The following is a 19,591-nucleotide window of genomic DNA, read 5'->3' as shown; positions in this document are numbered from 1 at the left end:
TTCGAGCCTCGGCCCAGCAGCACTGGCCCGACCGACGGGCCCGATTAGGATCGTCCCCGTCTTCGACGACACAGGGGGTTGATCGTGTATCCAGGCGATCAGGCAACGGCACATCCGAACCGGCCCGCGTTCATCATGGCCGCAACCGGCGAATCGGTCGACTACGCCGAGTTCGAGGCCAGGGCCAATCGGCTGGCGCACCTGCTGCGCGACCGTGGTCTTCGGCGTCTCGACCACATGTCGATCTTCATGGAGAACAACGATCGCTATCTCGAGTCATGTGCGGCAGGAGAGCGCGCCGGCCTGTACTACACCTGCGTCAACTCGTATCTGACCAGCGAAGAACTCGCCTACATCCTCGACAACTCCGAATCGCAGGTGCTGATCACATCGGCGGCCAAGCTCGAGGTGGCTCTGGAGGCAGCAGCGATGGTGCCGCGGGTCGTCTTGACGCTGGTGGCCGGCGGAGGCGCTCAGGTGTCGCAGCGTTCGGGCCCAGACGTCGGCGAGGTCGCCGACCTCGTCGAGGCCACCGCCCCGTGGCCCGCCACACCCATCGCGGACGAGGCGCTCGGCGGGGCCATGCTGTACTCGTCTGGCACCACCGGTCGTCCCAAGGGCATCATCCGACCGCTCCCAGATCAGAGCCCCGGCGAGCTGACTCCCTTGTACTCGTTCCTCGACGGGCTGTGGCAGTACCGCCAAGACATGGTGTACCTGTCGCCTGCGCCGCTGTATCACTCGGCGCCCCAGGCAGCGGTGAACCTCGCCATCCGGCGTGGCGGCACGGTGGTGATCATGGAGCGGTTCGACCCGGTCGAGTACCTGAGCCTCATCGAGCGATACCAGGTGAGCCACAGCCAACTGGTTCCCACGATGTTCAGCCGCATGCTCAAGCTCGACCCCGCAGTTCGAGACGGTTTCGACCTGTCGTCGCTCGAGTTCGCCGTTCACGCTGCCGCGCCGTGCCCGGTGCAGGTCAAAGAGCAGATGATCCAGTGGTGGGGGCCGATCATTCACGAGTACTACGGGGCCACCGAGGGGCTGGGGTTCACGGCGTGCAATTCCGAGGAGTGGCTGGCCCACAAGGGCTCGGTCGGCCGAGTGATCCTGGGCGACCTGCACATCCTCGACGAGGAGATGAACCCGTTGCCGATGGGCGAACCCGGAACCATCTGGTTCAAGACGGCCACCGAGTTCGAGTATCACAACGACCCGGAGAAAACGGCCGAGGCGACCTCGCCAGATGGCTCGATGACAACCGTCGGCGATGTCGGCTACGTCGACGAGGACAACTTCTTGTATCTGACCGACCGCAAGACGTTCATGATCATCTCGGGCGGCGTCAACATCTACCCGCAGGAGACCGAGAACCTGCTCATCACCCATCCCAAGGTCGCCGACGCCGCCGTGTTCGGCGTTCCCAACGACGATCTGGGAGAAGAGGTCAAGGCGGTTGTTCAGGTGATGCCGGGGGTCCAGGTCGACGATGCGTTGACTCAGGAACTGCTCGAGTTCTGCCGGGCTCACCTGTCGCGCCAGAAGGTTCCGCGCTCGGTCGACTACGAGGCCGAGCTGCCACGGCTGCCCACCGGCAAGCTCTACAAGCGGGTGTTGCGCGACAAGTATTGGGGCCAGGGGCAGAGCCGAATTCTCGGAACCTGACCTTTGGCCCGAGCAATCGGGCGGCGGTTTCAGCCATTATCGTGAGGTCGCAAATCGAGGTGATGGGGCACACATGAGCGTCAACGATCGAACCGGTCTCGAAGAGCTCGACGAGCAACAGTGCTGGGAACTCGCGTCGCAGCGCTCGATCGGTCGCCTGGCGGTGTCGGTGGGCAACAAGCCAGACGTGTTCCCGGTCAACTACGTGGTTCACGAAGGCACCATCATCGTCAAGACCTCTGCGGGCCTGAAGCTGGCAGCGGCGACCATCGGGCCCGGGGTTGCCTTCGAGGTGGACGCACTCGACGAGCAGACTCACACCGGTTGGAGTGTGGTGTTCAGGGGGGTGGCGACCGAGATCGAAGCCCTCGACGACATCATCGAGGCCGAATCGCTCGGAATTCAGACCTGGGCCGACAGCGACAAGCGCCGGTTCTTGCGGATAACGCCGTCGGTCATCACCGGTCGACGCATACCGACTTGAGTTGACAGCGACATCTGGCTGGTCGGCTCCCGACGAAACCGCCATCAAGTTCCTCAAGGCCGCTGAGGAGATCGTCTTCGAGTCGCAGAGCATTCTGACCGTGTCACGGGTGACCGTGGCCGAGATCGTCGAACGTGCCGATGGTGGCTTGAGTCGCGGCGCGTTCACACACAAGTGGCCGCGGCGGACCGACTTCGAGCGTGATCTGCTGGCCTACCTGGCCAGAGGTGTCGAGACACGAGCGCACAGGCGAGTGCTGGGTGCCCTGGAGGGGATCATCGACCGGGCCGGCGAACTCGATGATCCCGCCGACCTGTTGCGCGCCGGTGTGGACCGCGCCGTTCGCAGCATCGTCGACAGCGGCGAGATGTCGGTGATCATCGGCCTGTGGGGCGTTTGCGCTTCCGATCCCAACGTGCGCGCAGCCATGCGCGGAAGCTGGGAGGCCACCCGACAGGCGCTCACCGGGCCGCTCAGCCTGTTGCTGGCGGTGGTGCGTCGCCAGATCAAGCCCGGTCTCGACATCGACGAGTTGGCAGCATCGATGAACGAGATGTTCACCTCGTTCTCGTTGAGGGTCACCACTACAGGCGAGGATCCGCGGTTCGGCATCGACGAATGGGTGCGAAACGCGATGGCGTTGGTGGTCGCCTACTCGGACCCGATGACCGAAGAGGCCCCGGCCGAGTAGGCGAACACCAGGGGCAGGCTCAGACCCGTTCGATGACGATGGCTGGGGCCATGCCACCGCCGGCGCACATCGTGATCAGGCCGAACTGGCCGTCGCGGCGTTCGAGCTCGTCGAGCACGGTGCCGATGAGGATTGCTCCGGTCGCCCCGATCGGGTGACCCAGAGCCATCGCGCCACCGTTGACGTTGACCTTGTCGCGGTCGAGGTCGAGGTCGCGCATGAACTTCTCCGACACGACGGCAAAGGCCTCGTTGATCTCGAACAGGTCGATGTCGTCGATGGTCAGACCCGCCTTGGCCAGAACCTTGCGCGCCGCCGGCACCGGCGCGTTGAGCATCAGTGTGGGGTCGTCGCCCATGTTGGCGGTGGCGACGACGCGAGCGCGTGGCTTGAGCCCGTGAGCCTTGGCGTATTCGTCGGAGGCGATCAGGATGGCCGCCGAACCGTCGACCACACCCGAGGAGTTTCCGGCGTGGTGTACGTGCTGGATCTCGAGGTCTGGGTACTTCTGGTTGATCAGTTCGCGGAAGGTCTTGGCTTCGGGGGTGTGGCGATAGTCGGCCACGGCCGGGAAGCTGGGGGCGAGCTGCGCCAGGGTGTCGACAGTGGTGCCCGGCCTGGGGAACTGCTCGGCGCCGAGGGCCAGGGTGCCGTCGAGGTTGTAGACGGGGATCAGGCTCTTGTCGAAGCGGCCCTGTTCGATGGCGATGGCCGCCCGGCGCTGTGATTCGGCCGCGTGAGCGTCGAGCGCCGAGCGCGAGATGCCCTCGAGTGTGGCGATGGCGTCGGCACACACACCCTGATGCGACTGGGGGTGGATGTCTTGCAGGTGCGAGTTGCCTGCGCCCATGGGCAAGAGCCCCTGCTTGGGAAGCGACATCATCTCGGTGCCGCCGGCCACGACCAGGTCTTCCATGCCGGCCATCACCGCGTTGGCGGCGAAGTTGGTGGCGGTTATGCCCGAGCCGCAGAAGCGGTCGAGGGTGACACCGCTGGCGGTGATGTCGTAGCCGGCATCGAGGGCCGACATGCGCCCCAGGTCGCCGCTTTGTTCGCAGACCTGCGAGCTGGTTCCCCAGATGACGTCATCGACATCGGCGGTGTCGAAGCCGTTGCGCTGAACCAGCGCCTCCAGAACTGTGCGTCCGAGGTGGCCCGGATGCAGGTGGGCCAGCGCCCCCTTGCCCTGCTTGCCAATGCCTCGCGGCGTGCGGCACGCGTCGATGATGTAGGCCTCTCCCATGGTCGGGACTCCTCGTTGTGGTCTGGCTTTTGGTGGTTTGTCGTTCGGTGGTGTGGCGGTACCGATCGACGCTACTCGGGGCCCGGGAATAGAACCCAGCCGAGATGGGGTTGCACAATTGTCCGAACAATTGTACATTCGTCCTCAGATCATGAGGGGAGAAGCAAAATGATCATCGAGCAGTACCAACTTCCGTGCCTGTCGATCTCGTCGTATCTCGTGGGTGACGAGAAGAGCGGCAAGGCGGTCGTCATCGACCCTCAGCGAGACATCGGGCAGTACCTGGCAGACGCCGAAGACCGCGGCCTCACCATCGGGCACGTCTTGTTGACCCACTTCCACGCCGACTACGTCTCGGGTCACCTCGGATTGGCGCAGGCCACCGGCGCCGAGATCGTGTTCGGCGAGGGCGCCAAGACCGAGTTCGAGATCCGCAACCTCGCCGACGGCGAGCGCATCGTGCTGGGCGACGTGGCCATCGAGGCCTGGCACACCCCGGGGCACACCCCCGAGTCGACCACCTATCTGGTGTTCGAGAACGCCGACGACGAAGCTCCACACGCGATCTTCACCGGCGACACCCTGTTCGTGAACGACGTCGGCCGCCCCGATCTGCTGGGCGCCATCGGCTTCACCGCCGAACAGCTCGGTTCGATGCTGTACGACTCGCTCAACCGACTCAAGACGCTGCCAGACGATGTCATCGTGTACCCCGGTCACGGCGCCGGCTCGGCTTGTGGCAAGGCCCTGGGCAGCGACCCCCACACCACCATCGGGGCTCAAAGCGCGACAACTACGCGCTGAAGCCGATGACCAAGGACCAGTTCGTCGACATCGTCACCGAGGGCCAGCCGGCCGCCCCGGCCTACTTCCTCCACGACGCAATCACCAACCGCAAGGTGCACGACGTCTTCGACGAGTCGCAGAGCATCCCTGAGATGCCGCTCGAAGAAGCTCACCGGCGTGCTGGCGAAGGCGAATTCGTCATCATCGATACACGATCGCCGCTCGAGTTCGCCGTCGGCCACGTGCGCGGAGCAGTGAATGTTCCCCTCGACGGGCGCTACGCCGAGCAGGCCGGCATGGTCGTGTCTGCCGACCAGGACATCGTGGTCGTTGGCGACGACGGTTCGCACATCGAGGCGATGATCAGGTTGGGTCGCATCGGCTTCGACCGGGTGGTGGGCCATGTCTCGTACTACGAGCAGTCGATGTTGTCTCACCCATCGCTGGTCGCCGAGGCGCCTCGCATGGTGGTCAACGACGTTGCCGGTCTCGACCTCGACGCCGTGCAGCTGTTGGATGTGCGCAACCCGGGCGAGACGGCCGAAGGCATTATCCCCGGCGCCCAGTTGATCCCGCTGGCCCAGCTTCCTGCCAGGGCAGCCGACGAGCTCGACTCGGGACGTCCCGTGGTGGTCTATTGCGCCAGCGGACAGCGAAGCTCGGTTGCCTCCAGCTGGCTGCGCCTCAACGGGTTTGCCGACGTGACCGACGTCATCGGTGGCTACAACGGCTGGTCTGCGCTGACGCCGGCCTGACGCGCGGCGCTTCGGCGCTCCGCAAGTCTTCTCCCCCAAGAGCATGCGGGTGGCGGGTTCAACCCGCCACCCGCTTCGCGTTCAACCGTTAGTCGGCTACGAATCCCTTCCAGCGGCCCATGTACTCGACAAAGGCCGGCGACAGGCCCTCTGCCTCGAGGTAGGCCGCGGTGACCGGAGGACGCACGGGCAGGAACTGGGAGTCGGTGGCGAGGCGGGTGGGGTAGTCGTGGTGCAAGATCGCCACCCGGCCCAGAATTGCGAAGTCGGCGCCTAGCTCGAGCACCCGCTCGGCGTCGGCTGGATCGTGGATCTTTCCGGCGACCCCCACGGGTATGTGCCGGCCGGAGGGATCGGTGCGATGGTCGAGTTCGGTCGCAACCTCGCACAGTGATCGTCCCTGCCATTCCTCTTCGACCGGCTCCTTGAAGCAGTCCCACAACGAGAGGTCTAGGAAGTCGATCTGGCCTGTGTCGATCAGTTGCTGGCTGAGTTCGCGGATCTCGGCCAGCTTCATGCCGAATCGCTCGGGCGACAGCCGCACGCCGACGATGAAGTCTGGGTTTGTGGCTTCGCGTACGCCGTCGAGTATGTCGAAGAAGATCTGGCTGCGACCTGCCAAGTCCCCACCGAAGCGGTCATCTCGCTGGTTCAGCTCCGAGCTGAGGAACTGGCAGAGGATGTAGCCGTGTGCGCCGTGCAGTTCGACACCGTCGAAGCCCGCGCTTTGGGCTCGCACCGCAGCGGCAACGAAGTCGTCGATCAGCTGCTCGACCTCGGGAGTCGACAGGCCGCGAGCCCCGGTCTCGGGGTCGTCGCTGGCGCTGACCGGGGTTGTGCCGATCAGGTCTTCAGGCGATCGGTTTCCGGCGTGGTGCAGCTGCACCAGCGCAACCGAACCGTGCGACTTGATGTCGGCTGCCAGCCGAGACAGGTTCTCGATGTGCGAGTCGGCGAACACACCCAGCTGACCCGGGAAACCCTGACCGATGCTCTGCACGTGTGCCGCGGCGGTCATCACGGCCCCGTAGCCACCCTCGGCCCGCATGGTCAGCCAGCGGTGTTCTTCATCAGACAAGGTTCCGTCTGGGTGGCTCTGGCAGTTGGTCAGCGGTGCCAACATGAACCGGTTCGGCATGGCCGGACCGCGGGCGAACTCGATCGGGTCGAACAGCTGCGACATGTCGGGCGAAGCTAGCAGCTTTGGTCCGGCGCCCTACCAGCCCTATCTTCGGGAAATCCAATGACCAACTCTTCGAGTTCGCAGTCTTCGACGTCGTCGGCAGGCAACGATCAGCGGCTGTTGACCCGCGAGTTCCTGACCGTCGCCGCGGCGACATCGCTGTACTTCCTCGGGATGGGGGCGTCCAACCCGTTGCTGCCCGAATATGTGGTCGACGACCTAGGCGGCAGTGAGTCGACGGCGGGGCTGGTGGTGGGCGTCTTCGCGGTATCTGCACTGGTCACCAGGGTCGGCTGGGGTCGGTTGGGCGGACGGCGCGGCGCGCGGCTGCTGGTGGTGTGCGGCTGTGTCATCGCCACGGTCGGCATGGCCATCTTGGCGCTGACCGATTCGGTGGCCGGGGCCGTCGTAGCCCGGCTGGTCTTGGGCACTTCGCAGGCAGCCCTCATGACCGGCTCGACGGTGCTGGCCATCGAGCTGGCGCCGGTCGCTCGCCGGGGCGAGGCGTCCAGCTACATCCTGGTCGCCTTTCACCTTGGGCTTGGCTTGGGTCCGGTGCTGGGCGAAGCGGTTCACGACGCAACCTCTTACGACGCCGTGTGGTGGATGCTCGGAGCGCTGTCGCTGGCGGGCGCCGGCGTTGGGCTGTTGTTGCCCCACAGGCCCGGCGACATCGGCGACGACAAGCCTCGTTGGGTGCACCCAAAGGGTGTGGCCCCAGGGCTGGTCGCTGCCTTCGGAGTGGCTGCCTACGCGTCGTTCAGCAGCTTCCTGCCGCTCTATGGCGAGACGATCGGCATGGACAAGGTGGCGCCGGTGTTCATGGCGTCGTCCATCTCCATCGCGTTTGCCCGCGTGGTGTTCGGACGACTGCCGGACGCTCTGGGTCCCGTCACGGCCGGCACGATCGCCCTGGGTCTGGTGGTTGCCGGGGTGCTTGTCGCGGCCTTGTGGGCGTCGGTCCCTGGCGTGTTCGTGGCCGCTGTGATCATGGCCGGGGGCATGGCTCTGCAGACTCCCTCGATGATGCCGGTGGCCGTCGATGGAGTCAGCCCAGCCCAGAGGGCGTCTGCGATGGCCACCTTCACCATGTTCATGGATCTCGCAGTCGCCCTGTCGTCACCGGCCTTCGGGCGGGTCGTCGAGGCCAGCTCGTATCGGACGGCCTTTCTGGCCATGGCAGCCGTGTCGAGCCTGGGCCTGGTGCTGATGTACACCGTGCTCGCGCCCAGCCAGCGCCGCACCGCCGCAGCCTGAGACGGCGTCAGCTGTCGCGCAGCACGGGGCGCAACCATTGGCTCCAGATGGCCAGCGACACGAAAGCCCCGGTGATCATCATCGCGTTGGCGGGGCCGGTGACGCCTACCAGCCCGAACAGCACCAGTGCGCCCAGGGGAAATGCCCCGAACTGGGCCAGGGTGGCCAAGCCCATCACCCGGCCCATGCGATCGCTTGGAGTGTTGAGCTGGGTCAGGGTTCGCAGCAGCGCCATGGCGCTGCCGCCGGCGCCACCCCACATGAAGGCGACCAACACCGTCAGGGCGAACACGTCCGACCAACCCAGCAGGAACAGGCCGGTGCCCAGCCCGGCCGACAGGGTCACCAACATGGTGCGGCCGGGGCGGGCGAGCTGCCCACGCCGGGCCAGCAGCACCGATGTGATCATCATCCCCACACCCATCAGGGCGTTGATGAGGCCGGCCTTCAACGCATTGACCTGCAGAACGTCCCTGGCGATCACGGGTATCAGAATCATGTTGGCCGCCATCGTGACGCCCGTGATGACCGTGAGGAACAGCAGGGTTCGCAGCGGCTCGGTCGACAGCGCTTCGCGTGCGACCGTGGCCATCGACACCGCCGGGGTCGCCGATCGTTTGGCCGGCGCGTCGGGCAGCTGAGCCCGCGACATGGCAACCAGCGCAAGCAGGCACACCCCGGCGAGGAAGAAGATGGCGCCCGCCGTGTCGAAAACGACGATGATGGCCCCGCCGGCGAACGCACCGATGATCATTCCGGCCATCAGGCCCATGTTCTGCAGAGCAACCGCCTGCAGCAGTTGGTGTTGGGGGATCAGCGCGGGCACGACGGCCTGCAACATGGGCATCAGCATCGCCAACGGCACCGCGGTCAGGAACGCCAGCCCCACTGCGACGGGCACCGAGATGAGGTCGGTCGACGCCACCACTGCGGTGAGGCCGAAGAGCAATGCCGATGCGGCCAGCAGTATTCGCCCCATCTTCGACGGAGCCAGCCTGTCGGCCAGCGAGCCACCGGGCACCGACAGCAGCAGCGCCGGGAGGCCTATCGCAATCCCCAGCAACGCAGCCGCCGGATCCCAGTCGGTCAGGTCCTTGATCAGCCACACGAAGATGAAGCGGCTGGAGCCGTTGGCCAGCGACGACAACATGTTCGTCAGCCAGACCTGCCTGTAGCCGGGCTGCTGAAAGACCGCTCCCAGTGAGGGCCGTGCTTTTGTCGACTCGTGCAAGGCCAAGACAGTAGCTGGAGGTGCTGTCGTCTACCTCGCCGACTGTGCCAGCGCTGCCAGCACCACATCGGGTGTGAGGGGGAAAGAATCGAACCAGACCCCGGTGGCGTCGTGGAGCGCGGCCGTGACGGCGGGTGCGTAGGTCATCATCGGCATCTCTGCCATACCGCGTGCGCCCCAAGGGCCGCGAGGATCGGCCAGCTCCAGCACCACCGATTTGATCTCGGTGGGTATGTCGGCGATGCCAGGAATCAGGTAGGTGCTGAGCCGCGGGTTCAGCACGCGACCCTGGTCGACCCGAAGCCTCTCGCTGATGGCATAACCGTGGGCCTGAACCACTCCACCTTCGATCTGGCCCACCACCAGGTCTGGGTTGATCGCCCGGCCCACGTCGTGGGTGCTCACAACCCGATCTACGACGATGTGGCCAGTCTCGGTGTCGACCGTTACGTCGACGGCCTGGGCCACGTATCCGTAGCTGAAGTTGGGGTTGCACACGCCGGTCTCGGGGTCGAGGGGCTCGGTGGGCGGCGGTACATAGCGGAAGTGGCCCCGGGCCGGCCTGTCGCCGCGTCGCCATGCCTTCTCGGCCTCTTCGGCTGCGCCCAATATCGAGTTGCCTGCCATGAACGTCAGGCGCGATGCCGACGCCGAACCCGAGTCGCCCGACGTGGCGGTATCCGAGAAGTGACCGCGGACCTGGTCTACATCGATGCCTACGGCCTCGGCAGCCATCTGCAGGAAGGCGGTGTGGGCTCCCTGGCCCACCTCGGCTCCGGCATGGAACAGCTCGGCGTAGGCGGGAGACTCGTCCTCGGGATCGCCGTGCAGCACGATGGTCGCCTCGCAGCGTTCGGGGAAACCGAACGAGAAGCCGACGTTCTTGAACGCGCACGCGTAGCCGCGTCCGCGCCTGAGCGCGCCGTCGGCGGGTGGCACAGACACGAAGGGCGAGAACCGGCGGTCGTCGTCGGCGGGAACGTCGGCAGCCGCCTCTCGCTGGCACACTTCGAGCACCTCGGCGATGGTCACGCCGTCGGGCATCGGCGTCTGGGTTATTCCGATGCTGCCGTCGTGGAGGACGTTGCGGCGCCTGATCTCGATGGGGTCGATACCCAACGCCTCGGCCAGCTTGTTCATCTGGCTCTCGGCCACGAAAGCGGCCTGGGGGCCGCCGAAGCCTCGGAACGCGCCACCCGGAACACTGTTGGTATAGACCGCGTGGCTGTCTATGTGGGCGTTTGGAACCTCGTAAGGCCCGGCCTGGCCGAGGTGGCAGTTGCCCAGCACCTTGTTGGATGTGTAGTTGTAGGCGCCGGCGTCGAGCCATGCCTCGCTTTGCACTGCGACGATCTTGCCGTTGGAGTCGGCGCCCCATTTCGCGTGGATGCGGCCTCGGTGGCGCTTGTGATGTCCGACTATCGACTCTTCGCGAGACCATTGGCTGGCGACCGGCCTGTCGATGCCCATCTCGTGGAGTTTCTTGACGGCCAGGGCCAGCACGATCTGCAGCGAGGTGTCTTCGCGGCCACCGAAGGCTCCGCCTATGGCCGGATAGATGACGCGCACTTGTTCGTCGGCCAGGTCGAGGGCGTGAGCAATCTGCTCGCGGTCTTCGTGGGTCCACTGACCAGCTATCTCGACGACGATTCGTCCCGCCTCGTCGCGATAGGCAACCCCGGCCTCGGGCTGCAGGTACGCGTGTTCTTGGTGTGGCAGCTCGTAGGTCGCCTCGACCACGACCGCGGCGGCTGCCCAGCCGGCGTCCATGTCGCCCTTGCGGATCTTGTAGTTGTGGTAGGCGTTCGAGCCTCGCCCATCTTCGGGGTGCAGCAACGGGGCCTGGGGAGCGAGGGCCTGGTCGATGTCGGCCAGTATGTCCAGCTGTTCCCAGTCGGCCTCGATCAGTAGGGCGGCAGCGTCTGCTGCTTCGGCCGACTCGGCCACTATGACGGCCAGGTGATCGGCCTCCCAACGGCTGACATCACACGCGATAGGGCTGCGCTGGGTGTGGTCGAGGCCGATGAACACCGGCTGGTCGAACAGGGTCAGCCCGTACTCGTTGACGGGCACATCGGCCGACGTCAGCACCGTGACCACGCCCGGGGCCGCGGCCGCCGCCGAAACGTCGAGGTGTGTCAGCCTGGCGTGAGGCTGGTCGGTGAATACGACCTTGGCCACCAATGCGTCTGGGGGAATTCGGTCGGCCGGGTATTGGGCCGCACCCGTGACCTTGTCGATCGCGTCGTTGCGAACGCGGACGGCTCCAACGCTCATCGGGCCTCCCCAGGCTGAGAGGCTGCAGCCAGGGCTACCGCGGCCTCGATGGCTCCGTAGCCGGTGCAGCGACAGAGGTTTCCGGCAAGGCCGGCCTGGATGTCGTTGCGGTCGAGGTCGTCGAACTCACCGATCAACATCGACGCCGACATCAGCAGACCCGGAGTGCAGAATCCGCACTGGGCCGCGCCACACGACGCGAACGAAGCCTGCACAGGGTGCAGGTCTTGGGGGGTGCCAAGCCCTTCGACGGTGGTGACGTCGGCGCCGGCCGCTCGCGCCGACGGAACGAGGCAGCTCATCACAGCGGCTCCGTCGAGGTGGACGGTGCAGGCTCCGCACTCGCCCTCGGCGCAACCCTCCTTGACCCCCTTGGCGCCGCAGCTGTCGCGCAAGAAGTCGAGCAACGTCGAGCCCGGGTGGGCTGCGACCGAGACCTCTTGACCGTTCAGGGTGAACTCGATCTGGTCGCCTTCGGCGATTGCTCCCAACGCCCGTTCTGGTGGGGCGAACCGGCCGGCGAAGTCCTCGGACCACAGCATTGGTGTGCGCCGCGGCCAGGTGCTGGCGTGCTGCGAGTTGGCCACGGCCTGCAACGCCCTGCGCACCATCACCTCGACCATGCGCAGTCGGTATTCAGCGCTAGAGCGCAGGTCGTCGATTGGGCTGGCGGCCTGCGCAGCGGCGCGGGCGGCGAGATCTATCGAATCGGCGTCCAGCGAAGTTCCGGCCAGGTATTGGTCGAGCCGAACTTCTATGACAGTTGGGGCCACGCTGCCCAGGGCGACGGTGGCCGAGCCAACGGTCGAGCCGTCGTCTTCGAACCGAACCAGAACCGTGGCGTTGGCCACCGAAATCGCCTGCGCCCTTCGAAGGCCCGCCTTGACGAACATCGAGCGCGTGTTGGCCGCTTTGCCAGGGATGACGAGCCCGGTGACGATTTCGCCGGGACCCAGGCTGGTCTTCCTGAACCCCGTGATGAACTCGGCCACCGGCTGCGTCCTGGTGCCACGCGGTCCGACGATCTCGACCGTGGCTCCCAGCACCATCAGCGGGCCGATGGTGTCGTTGGCGGGGCTGGCGGTGACGATGTTGCCCACCACGGTGGCCCGGTTGCGAAGCTGGGGAGAGCCGACCTCGAGGCACGCCTGCGCCAGTGGCAGGGCAATGACCCGACAGCGCTCGTCGGCAACTACCTGGTTGTGGGTGACGGCAGCCCCCACACGCAGGCCACCGTCGGCGGTGCTGTCGATGCCGTCGAGTCCCGGCACGCGGCTGATGTCGATGAGCAGATCTGTGTTGTTGTGCGCGCCCCGGTCGAGTTCGACCAGCAGGTCGGAACCGCCAGCGATCAGCCTGGCGCTGTCGCCCGCCTGGGCCAAGAGCGCCACCGCGTGCTCGATCGATGTCGGGGCCTCATAGCGTTGCGGCCTGGTCGGGGGCCTTTGTACGTCGTGCATCTTCATGGTCGACACCAAGTTACGGCAGCGTCGCGGTCAATGGTGCAAGACTCGGGTCATGGTCAACCGTCCGATAGTCCTCGTTCACGGAGCCTGGGGTGGTTCCTACGGCTTCAGAAAGGTGCGCCCACTGTTGTGGGGTGCGGGACATGAGGTGTTCACACCCAGCCTCACGGGCATAGGTGAACGGTCGCATCTGACCAACCCCAGCGTTTCGTTGTCGACCCACGTCCAGGACGTCGTGAACACGGTCCTGTACGAAGACCTGAACAACGTGGTGCTGCTGGGCTTCTCGTACGGGGGCATGGTCGTCACGGGTGCACTCGACCACATCGGCGATCGGGTCGACCACCTCGTCTATCTGGACGCGTTCGTACCCGGCGACGGCCAGTCGGTAAACGATCTGGTGGGCAACCCAGGCCGAGGACGCATTCACCTGGGGGCCGATTGGCTGGTGCCCCCGCGGCCGCGCCAGATGGACGACCCGGACGAGATGCAGTGGTCCGATCAGCGGCGTACGCACCAGCCGGCGCGAACTTTCACCGAGCCGGTCGGGCTGAGCATGCCGCTCGAGCAGTGGCCGTTTTCGCTGACCTACATCAAGGCGACGGCCGATCCCGGCGAGGATGGGGGCTCGGCGTTCTGGCGGGCCGCGGCCCACGCGCGGGCGTCGAAGTCGTGGACCCTGCACGAGATCGCCACCCATCACCTGGTGCCCTTCACCCACCCCGACGATCTGGCCTCGATCCTGCTGGCTCTGGCAGAGTCCAGCTGATGTAAACCCTATTTTCATCCTGGAAGCGCTTGCAGCGTTCTACGCTTGGGCCGGTCAGGCGTTCGTGCCCAACATCGCGCTATCGAATTCAGGAAGAGAGTGATCTCGTGCGAGTGGCAATTCTCACCGGCGGCGGCGACGTTCCCGGTCTCAACCCATGCATCAAGGCCGCAGCCAACCGAATCCTCGAGGCCGGGTCGGAGATAGTCGGTATCCGTCGAGGCTGGGGTGGGCTGGTCGACTGCAACCCAGACGATGCAGCCAGCATCGAACACAACATCGTCGCTCTCGACGCGGGGCGTGTTCGCACCGTCGACCGCACGGGCGGCACCTTCCTGCACACCTCTCGCACAAACCCGGCCAAGGTCAAGGGATCAGACCTGCCCGACCATCTTGCCGAGGGCCGCGACCCCGAGCAGATACACGATGTGACCCCACACGTCATCTCGGTGCTCGACAAGCTCGGCATCGACGCCTTGTTGCCCATCGGCGGCGACGACACGTTGTCCTACGGGTTGCGCATGCACAACGAGGGAGTTCCCGTTGTCGCCATCCCCAAGACGATGGACAACGACGTCCACGGCACCGATTACTGCATCGGGTTCTCGACTGCGGTGTCTCGCGGTGTCGAGTTCATCCACAACCTGCGCACCAGCACCGGGTCACACGAGCGCATCGCCGTCATCGAGCTGTTCGGGCGCTACTCGGGCGAGACCTCGCTGGTCACCGCCTATCTGGCTGGTGTCGACCGGGCCCTCATCTCCGAGGTTCCCTTCGATGTCGAGAAGCTGGCATCGCTGATCATGAAGGACAAGGCCGCCAACCCCAGCAACTACGCCATGCTGACGGTGTCGGAAGGGGCAGCCATCGAAGGTGGCGAGGTTCACCTCAGCGGCGAAGCCGACGCCTACGGACACCGCAAGCTTGGCGGCATCGGGCGCACCACGGGTGAGGCGCTAAAGGCCATCACGGGCGAGAACATCATCCTTCAGGAACTCGGTTACCTGATGCGTTCGGGCCGTCCCGACAGCCTCGACCTGATGGTGGCAACCAACTACGCGGTCATGGCGGCCGATCTGGCGTTGGAGGGAACGTCGGGCCGCATGGTTGCACTGCGGTCGGGCACCTACACCAGCGTGCCCGTCAGCGTCACCGGCGAGGGCGTGAAGCGTGTCGACGTGGGCGAGTTCTACGACCTCAACGGGTATCGGCCCAAGGTTCGCCACGTGGGTGGCAAGCCGATGTTCCTCTACTGAGCCGCTTCAGCTGATCCAGGTCAGAGACGGCCCGAGGTGTTCAGGCGATCTCTGATGTCGGTGGCGGCGTCTGACACCGTGTTCAGGCTGCGCGCCAACTCGTCGACCGCGCCCGCCTGGTTGTCGACCGAATAGCTCATCGAGTCCTGGGCGTCGTTCACCCGGTTGGCCCTGTCGACGATCTCCGATATCAGGCCGACGGCGGCCGAGATCTCGTCGCGAATGCGCCTGATCTTGCTCTCGATCTCGTTGGTGGCCTTGGCAGTTTGGTTGGCCAGTTCCTTGACCTCGCTGGCCACCACGGCAAATCCCTTGCCGGCTTCGCCGGCGCGGGCAGCTTCGATGGTCGCGTTGAGGGCCAGCATGTTGGTCTGGTCTGCCACCGAGGCAATCGACTCGACGATCTTGCCGACTTCCTCGCTGCTTTCGTCCAGGCGGTTTACGGTGCTGTTGGCCTGTCCGGCGGTGGCGGCAGCGTCGGCCGCCAGATCTGAGATCTCGTGGCTTCGACCCGATATCTCCTTGGCGGTGACGTTCAGCTCTTCGGTGGCGGCTGCCAGCGATTCGATGCCCTCGGTCACGGTGCTGACCGATATCGACACCGCCTTGATCTCGTCCTTGATGGCTCCCAGGTGATCGAAGCAGTCCGAGCCCGGAGCGGGCGTGATCGACTCGAGGCTGAACCCCAGCGCTTCGACCGTAGAGCCGATGAACGAGTCGCCAACGGCCTGCAGGTCGAGGTTGAAGACCTTGTCGATGGCGAGCATTGCGTCGTCGACCCAACCCCGCCGGCGCACCAGGCGCATCGGGTTGTGCCAGGCCTCCGACGATCGAGCCGAACGCATCAGTTCCTCGTGCACCAGCACCCGCCACATGGCGTACGAGCCGATGTACCACTTGAACGGCAGGTTGATGTGGTCGTGGACAACACCGATCCGCAGGCGCTTCTCGAAGTACTCGATGTCCCACCCGCTGGTGGCGCCGGTGAACACCTCGACCAGATAGTTGGCCTGCGCGGCCTCCAGGCCGTTGCGGAGCTCGGCCACAGAGACACCGGCCTGCCTGGCGTAGTTGCGGAAGAAGGTGGCTGTCGCCTCGAATGCAAACTGCCAGTCGTAGAACCTCTTGGCGAGAATCGGGGCGTGCTGCTCAGCCCACGGAATGAGTCTCGCGATGACCTTCGCGTCGTCGGCGCCCAAGCCGATGAAGTCGCGCCTGGCTGCCAGGCTCTCGGCGGAGATCTGAAATCGATCACAGTTCGGCGTTTGCATGTGAAACCTGCCCTGATCAGGTGAGCGTGTAGTGGCCGCGAGGCAGCCCGGAGTCCATCTGAACCTGCGCCCTGATCTCGGCAGCGGCGTCAGAGACCGCCAGCAGATTTCGGCCCAGTTCCTCCACGGCGTTTGTCTGGTGGCCAATGGCCGACGACATTGCGTCTTGACTGTCGTTCACGTGGCGAACGTGTTCGACGATCGACGAGATCAGATTCACCGCGTTCGAGATCTCGTCGCGGATGCGCCTGATCTTGGCGTCGATCTCGTCCGTTGCCGCCGCCGTCTGGTTGGCGAGTTCTTTGACCTCGCTGGCGACGACAGCGAATCCCTTACCCGCTTCGCCCGCGCGGGCGGCTTCGATGGTTGCGTTCAGGGCCAGCATGTTCGTCTGGTTGGCCACCGAAGCGATCGACTCGACCACCTTGCCGACCTCTTCGCTGCTGTCGTCCAGGCGGGTGACCGCATGGCTCGCCTCGTCGGCGATGGCCACTGCGTCGCCGGCGCGGCGCGAGATGTCTCGGCTGCGGTTGGCAATCTCGCTCGCGGTCACGGTCAGTTCCTCACCTGCGGCGGCGAGCGAATCGATGTTCTCCGACACCGAGGTGACAGATCCTGCGACGGCCTGAACCTTTGCCACCACACCGGCGAACCCGTTGCCGATGGTGCCCGGCACCCTTTCGCCCAGAACTGCACTGTCCATCACATCGCTGGCAAGTGCCTGGGCCTGCGACAGCAGGATCTGGCTCCATTGCTTGACCTGGTCGAGGTGCTCGAGCCGGTCGCTTTCGGCCGACGCAACGACGTCGCCAACGTTGAGCCCCACCGATTCAAGCGTCGCCCCGATGAATGCATCGCCGATCGCCTGCAGGTCGAGGTTGAACACCTTCTCGACCGAAGCCATGACCCGCTCGACCATCTCGTACTGCGCGGCACGGTCGGGTGCCTCGGTCCCCTTCTTCGCTGCTGGAGCCGGCGCAGACACGAAGTCTCGCAGCAAGGCCTCACGCACCAGACGCCGATACTCGGCATAGGAGCCGACATACCACTTGAACGGAAGGTTGATCTGGTCGTGAACGACACCGACCTTCAGGCGCTTCTCGAAGTAGGCAAGGCCCCACTCGGTCTCGGCGCCGGTGAAGACCTCGACCAGGTACTCGGCCTGGGCCTTCTCGAGGTTGCGGCGAAGGTCGCCGACCGAAACGCCACGCTTTTCGGCGAACTCGCTGAAGAATCGCGCGGTGGGGCGAAACGAGAACTGCCAGTCGTAGAAGTCGCGTGCGATCGCGCTGGCGTGGTCTTGGGCCCAAGGGATCATCTCCTTGAGCGTGACTGCGTCTTCGGCCGTCAGGCGTACGAACTCGCGTCGCCTGCTGAGGTTCGACTCGTTGATGCCGAAGTGGATCGCGTCGAGGTTGTGCATCTTCTGCCTTGCCACTCGAGGGCGAAACAACCGTGTGGATGAGGCCGGTTGCCGCAACGACGCCCTCTTGTTCGCGACGGCGACCTCATCGTCTGGGCTGTCGACCGCTGTTGGCGCCAGTGAAGTGGACAATTTCACATGGGCACCCGTTGTCGGATGTCGGTGCCAGAACTGGCATGCTCGCGGGGTGACCGGCGCCGAGCACACGATCTTGAAGGCAGTGGGTGTGGGCAAGACCTACACGGCACACGGCCATCGCACGCGCGCCCTGTCAGCACTCGATCTCGAAATCGCGGCGGGCCAGTTCGTCAGCATCATCGGGCCCAGCGGATGCGGAAAGTCGACGTTCCTGCGGCTCGTCGGAGGCTTGTTCGAGCCCGATCGCGGGTCCATCGAAGTGGCCGGCGAATCTCCGGCCGCCGGTCGAGCCTCGAAGAGGTTCGGGCTGGTGCCCCAAACCCCGGCCTTGCTGCCTTGGCGCACCGTTCGCGAGAACGTCGCCCTTCTGGGTTCGTTGAACAAGGGTCAGGGCAGGGGAGCGGTCGGCGACGAAGAGATCGACGACCTGCTCGAGTCGGTTGGTCTGGCACCCTTCGCCGACGTGTTGCCTGCGGCCTTGTCGGGCGGAATGCAACAGCGCGTCGCCTTGGTGCGTGCTTTTGCGCTCAGGCCTCCGATCCTGTTGATGGATGAACCTTTCGCCGGGCTTGACGAGATAACCCGTTCCGACATGCGGTTCCTGCTCCTTGACTTGTGGCGGGACACGCGTGCCACGGTGTTGTTCGTGACCCACTCGATCGAAGAAGCGATCCTGTTGTCTGACCGCGTCGTGGTGTTCACCAGTCGCCCCGGTCGGGTCTTTACCGAGCTCGACATAGACCTGGCCCGTCCTCGCGAACATGGCCTCGAAGATGCGGGCCACTTCCACGCGTTGGCCGCCGAGCTGCGCGCCGCACTGCACCAGGCGGTCGATGCCGACAAGCGGAGGCCCGCAGGTTGAGCGCTCTGCCGCACCCCAATCTGGGAGTCGATGGTCACTCAGAAGCGGTTCCCGACAATGGCGAAGCGCGCTCGCCTGTGTTGCGCTATCTGGCACCCGTTTCGGGGTTGGCACTGTTGTTCGGCGGATGGGAGATCTACGTCAGGGCCGCCGACGTCACGCCTTTGACACTTCCAGCACCGTCGCGAGTGCTCGACCATGTCTTCGAGTTCCCGTCGTTCTATGCGTCAAACGGCTGGGTGACATTGCGCGAAGCGCTCATCGGCTACTTCCTGGCCCTGATAACCGCCCTGGTGGTGGCCACGCTGATGGCTCACTCGCGCTTCGCCGAGCGGGCAACGATGCCGGTGATCGTGCTCATCCAGTCGACTCCTGTCGTGGTTCTGGCGCCGGTGTTCCTGCTGTGGTTCGGTTTCAGCCCCATGCCCAAGATCCTCGTTGCGGCCCTGTTCACCTTCGTTCCCTTCGTGGCCAACGCGCACACAGGTCTGCGCAGCGTCGACCGCGACACCCTCGAGGTGATGCGGTCGGTCAACGCGAGCCGGCGCGAGATCCTGTGGCACCTTCGGCTGCCGCACGCCCTGCCCGCGCTGTTCGCAGCAGCCCGCATCTGTGTGAGCCTGGCACTGGTCGGCGCTGTTGTCGGCGAGCTTTACGGCGGTTCGATACGCGGCTTGGGCTATCAGGCCCGCGTCGCTCAGGCCCGTAGCCTGGTCGACCAGCTTTGGGGCAGCGTGTTCACACTGGCGTTCATCGGCATCGCCCTGACGTTGGCGGTGATGGCGCTAGAGCGACGCCTTTTGCGCTGGCACGAATCTCAGGCAACCCTTTGAC

17 protein-coding genes are annotated in these 19,591 nt (G+C 65.3%); 10 read left to right on the top strand and 7 right to left on the bottom strand.

What is annotated here, in order from left to right; genetic code table 11:
• Positions 1-84: 84 nt before the first annotated feature.
• The 3 genes from R2770_07665 (at position 85) to R2770_07655 (ending at position 2,840) form a co-directional block, all read left to right on the top strand.
• A complete protein-coding gene (locus R2770_07665) occupies positions 85-1,665 on the top strand; it encodes an AMP-binding protein (GenBank protein ID MEZ5280336.1) in 1,581 nt (526 codons plus the stop codon).
• A 73-nt stretch (positions 1,666-1,738) separates the two neighbouring features.
• On the top strand, positions 1,739-2,149 hold the full coding sequence (locus tag R2770_07660) for a pyridoxamine 5'-phosphate oxidase family protein (protein ID MEZ5280335.1): 411 nt from the start codon (positions 1,739-1,741) through the stop codon (positions 2,147-2,149).
• 1 nt (position 2,150) lies between these two features.
• Positions 2,151-2,840: a hypothetical protein gene (locus tag R2770_07655; protein MEZ5280334.1), complete on the top strand. Its 690-nt coding sequence runs from the start codon at positions 2,151-2,153 to the stop codon at positions 2,838-2,840.
• 19 nt (positions 2,841-2,859) lie between these two features.
• On the opposite strand, the gene R2770_07650 is transcribed toward R2770_07655, so the two are convergent.
• Complete coding sequence (locus R2770_07650) at positions 2,860-4,083, bottom strand: acetyl-CoA C-acetyltransferase (protein MEZ5280333.1); 1,224 nt, start codon at positions 4,081-4,083, stop codon at positions 2,860-2,862.
• A gap of 168 nt (positions 4,084-4,251) precedes the next feature.
• Here R2770_07650 and R2770_07645 point away from each other — a divergent pair, with 168 nt between their 5' ends.
• Both R2770_07645 and R2770_07640 read left to right on the top strand, forming a co-directional pair.
• A complete protein-coding gene (locus tag R2770_07645) occupies positions 4,252-4,887 on the top strand; it encodes an MBL fold metallo-hydrolase (GenBank protein ID MEZ5280332.1) in 636 nt (211 codons plus the stop codon).
• A 5-nt stretch (positions 4,888-4,892) separates the two neighbouring features.
• Complete coding sequence (locus tag R2770_07640; GenBank protein ID MEZ5280331.1) at positions 4,893-5,624, top strand: rhodanese-like domain-containing protein; 732 nt, start codon at positions 4,893-4,895, stop codon at positions 5,622-5,624.
• A gap of 88 nt (positions 5,625-5,712) precedes the next feature.
• Here the strand turns inward: R2770_07640 and R2770_07635 are convergent, their stop codons facing one another.
• Entirely contained in the window at positions 5,713-6,807 is a 1,095-nt protein-coding gene (locus R2770_07635) for an NADH:flavin oxidoreductase (GenBank protein MEZ5280330.1), read from the bottom strand.
• 60 nt (positions 6,808-6,867) lie between these two features.
• Between R2770_07635 and R2770_07630 the strand changes: the two genes are divergently transcribed.
• Positions 6,868-8,064: an MFS transporter gene (locus R2770_07630; protein ID MEZ5280329.1), complete on the top strand. Its 1,197-nt coding sequence runs from the start codon at positions 6,868-6,870 to the stop codon at positions 8,062-8,064.
• Between the two features lie 7 nt (positions 8,065-8,071).
• On the opposite strand, the gene R2770_07625 is transcribed toward R2770_07630, so the two are convergent.
• Genes R2770_07625 through R2770_07615 form a run of 3 tightly spaced genes read right to left on the bottom strand, consistent with a single transcriptional unit; the run spans position 8,072 to position 13,038 of the window.
• Positions 8,072-9,295, bottom strand: a complete 1,224-nt coding sequence (locus tag R2770_07625) for an MFS transporter (GenBank protein ID MEZ5280328.1) — start codon at positions 9,293-9,295, stop codon at positions 8,072-8,074.
• Positions 9,296-9,325: 30 nt separating this feature from the next.
• A complete protein-coding gene (locus R2770_07620) occupies positions 9,326-11,572 on the bottom strand; it encodes a xanthine dehydrogenase family protein molybdopterin-binding subunit (GenBank protein MEZ5280327.1) in 2,247 nt (748 codons plus the stop codon).
• Complete coding sequence (locus tag R2770_07615) at positions 11,569-13,038, bottom strand: FAD binding domain-containing protein (protein ID MEZ5280326.1); 1,470 nt, start codon at positions 13,036-13,038, stop codon at positions 11,569-11,571. The genes R2770_07620 and R2770_07615 overlap by 4 nt, the downstream gene beginning before the upstream one ends.
• A gap of 52 nt (positions 13,039-13,090) precedes the next feature.
• On the opposite strand from R2770_07615, the gene R2770_07610 reads away from it, so the two are divergent.
• The gene (locus R2770_07610) at positions 13,091-13,807 is read left to right on the top strand and encodes an alpha/beta hydrolase (GenBank protein ID MEZ5280325.1); all 717 of its coding nucleotides are present in this window, start codon (positions 13,091-13,093) and stop codon (positions 13,805-13,807) included.
• A gap of 107 nt (positions 13,808-13,914) precedes the next feature.
• Complete coding sequence (locus tag R2770_07605; GenBank protein ID MEZ5280324.1) at positions 13,915-15,063, top strand: 6-phosphofructokinase; 1,149 nt, start codon at positions 13,915-13,917, stop codon at positions 15,061-15,063.
• A gap of 20 nt (positions 15,064-15,083) precedes the next feature.
• On the opposite strand, the gene R2770_07600 is transcribed toward R2770_07605, so the two are convergent.
• Complete coding sequence (locus R2770_07600) at positions 15,084-16,334, bottom strand: globin-coupled sensor protein (GenBank protein ID MEZ5280323.1); 1,251 nt, start codon at positions 16,332-16,334, stop codon at positions 15,084-15,086.
• 16 nt (positions 16,335-16,350) lie between these two features.
• A complete protein-coding gene (locus R2770_07595) occupies positions 16,351-17,757 on the bottom strand; it encodes a globin-coupled sensor protein (GenBank protein ID MEZ5280322.1) in 1,407 nt (468 codons plus the stop codon).
• Positions 17,758-17,944: 187 nt separating this feature from the next.
• On the opposite strand from R2770_07595, the gene R2770_07590 reads away from it, so the two are divergent.
• Together R2770_07590 and R2770_07585 are read left to right on the top strand one after the other, a co-directional pair.
• Positions 17,945-18,757 (top strand): ABC transporter ATP-binding protein, encoded by an 813-nt coding sequence (locus R2770_07590; protein ID MEZ5280321.1) that lies wholly within the window; start codon positions 17,945-17,947, stop codon positions 18,755-18,757.
• On the top strand, positions 18,754-19,590 hold the full coding sequence (locus R2770_07585; GenBank protein MEZ5280320.1) for an ABC transporter permease: 837 nt from the start codon (positions 18,754-18,756) through the stop codon (positions 19,588-19,590). The genes R2770_07590 and R2770_07585 overlap by 4 nt, the downstream gene beginning before the upstream one ends.
• The last annotated feature ends 1 nt before the right edge of the window (position 19,591 follow it).

It is taken from the genome of Acidimicrobiales bacterium, assembly GCA_041394185.1.
In the GTDB taxonomy this organism is placed as follows: domain Bacteria; phylum Actinomycetota; class Acidimicrobiia; order Acidimicrobiales; family Poriferisodalaceae; genus JAAETH01.
Note: the sequence above shows the minus strand (reverse complement) of the source record. Positions and strands in the feature narration are given on the sequence as shown.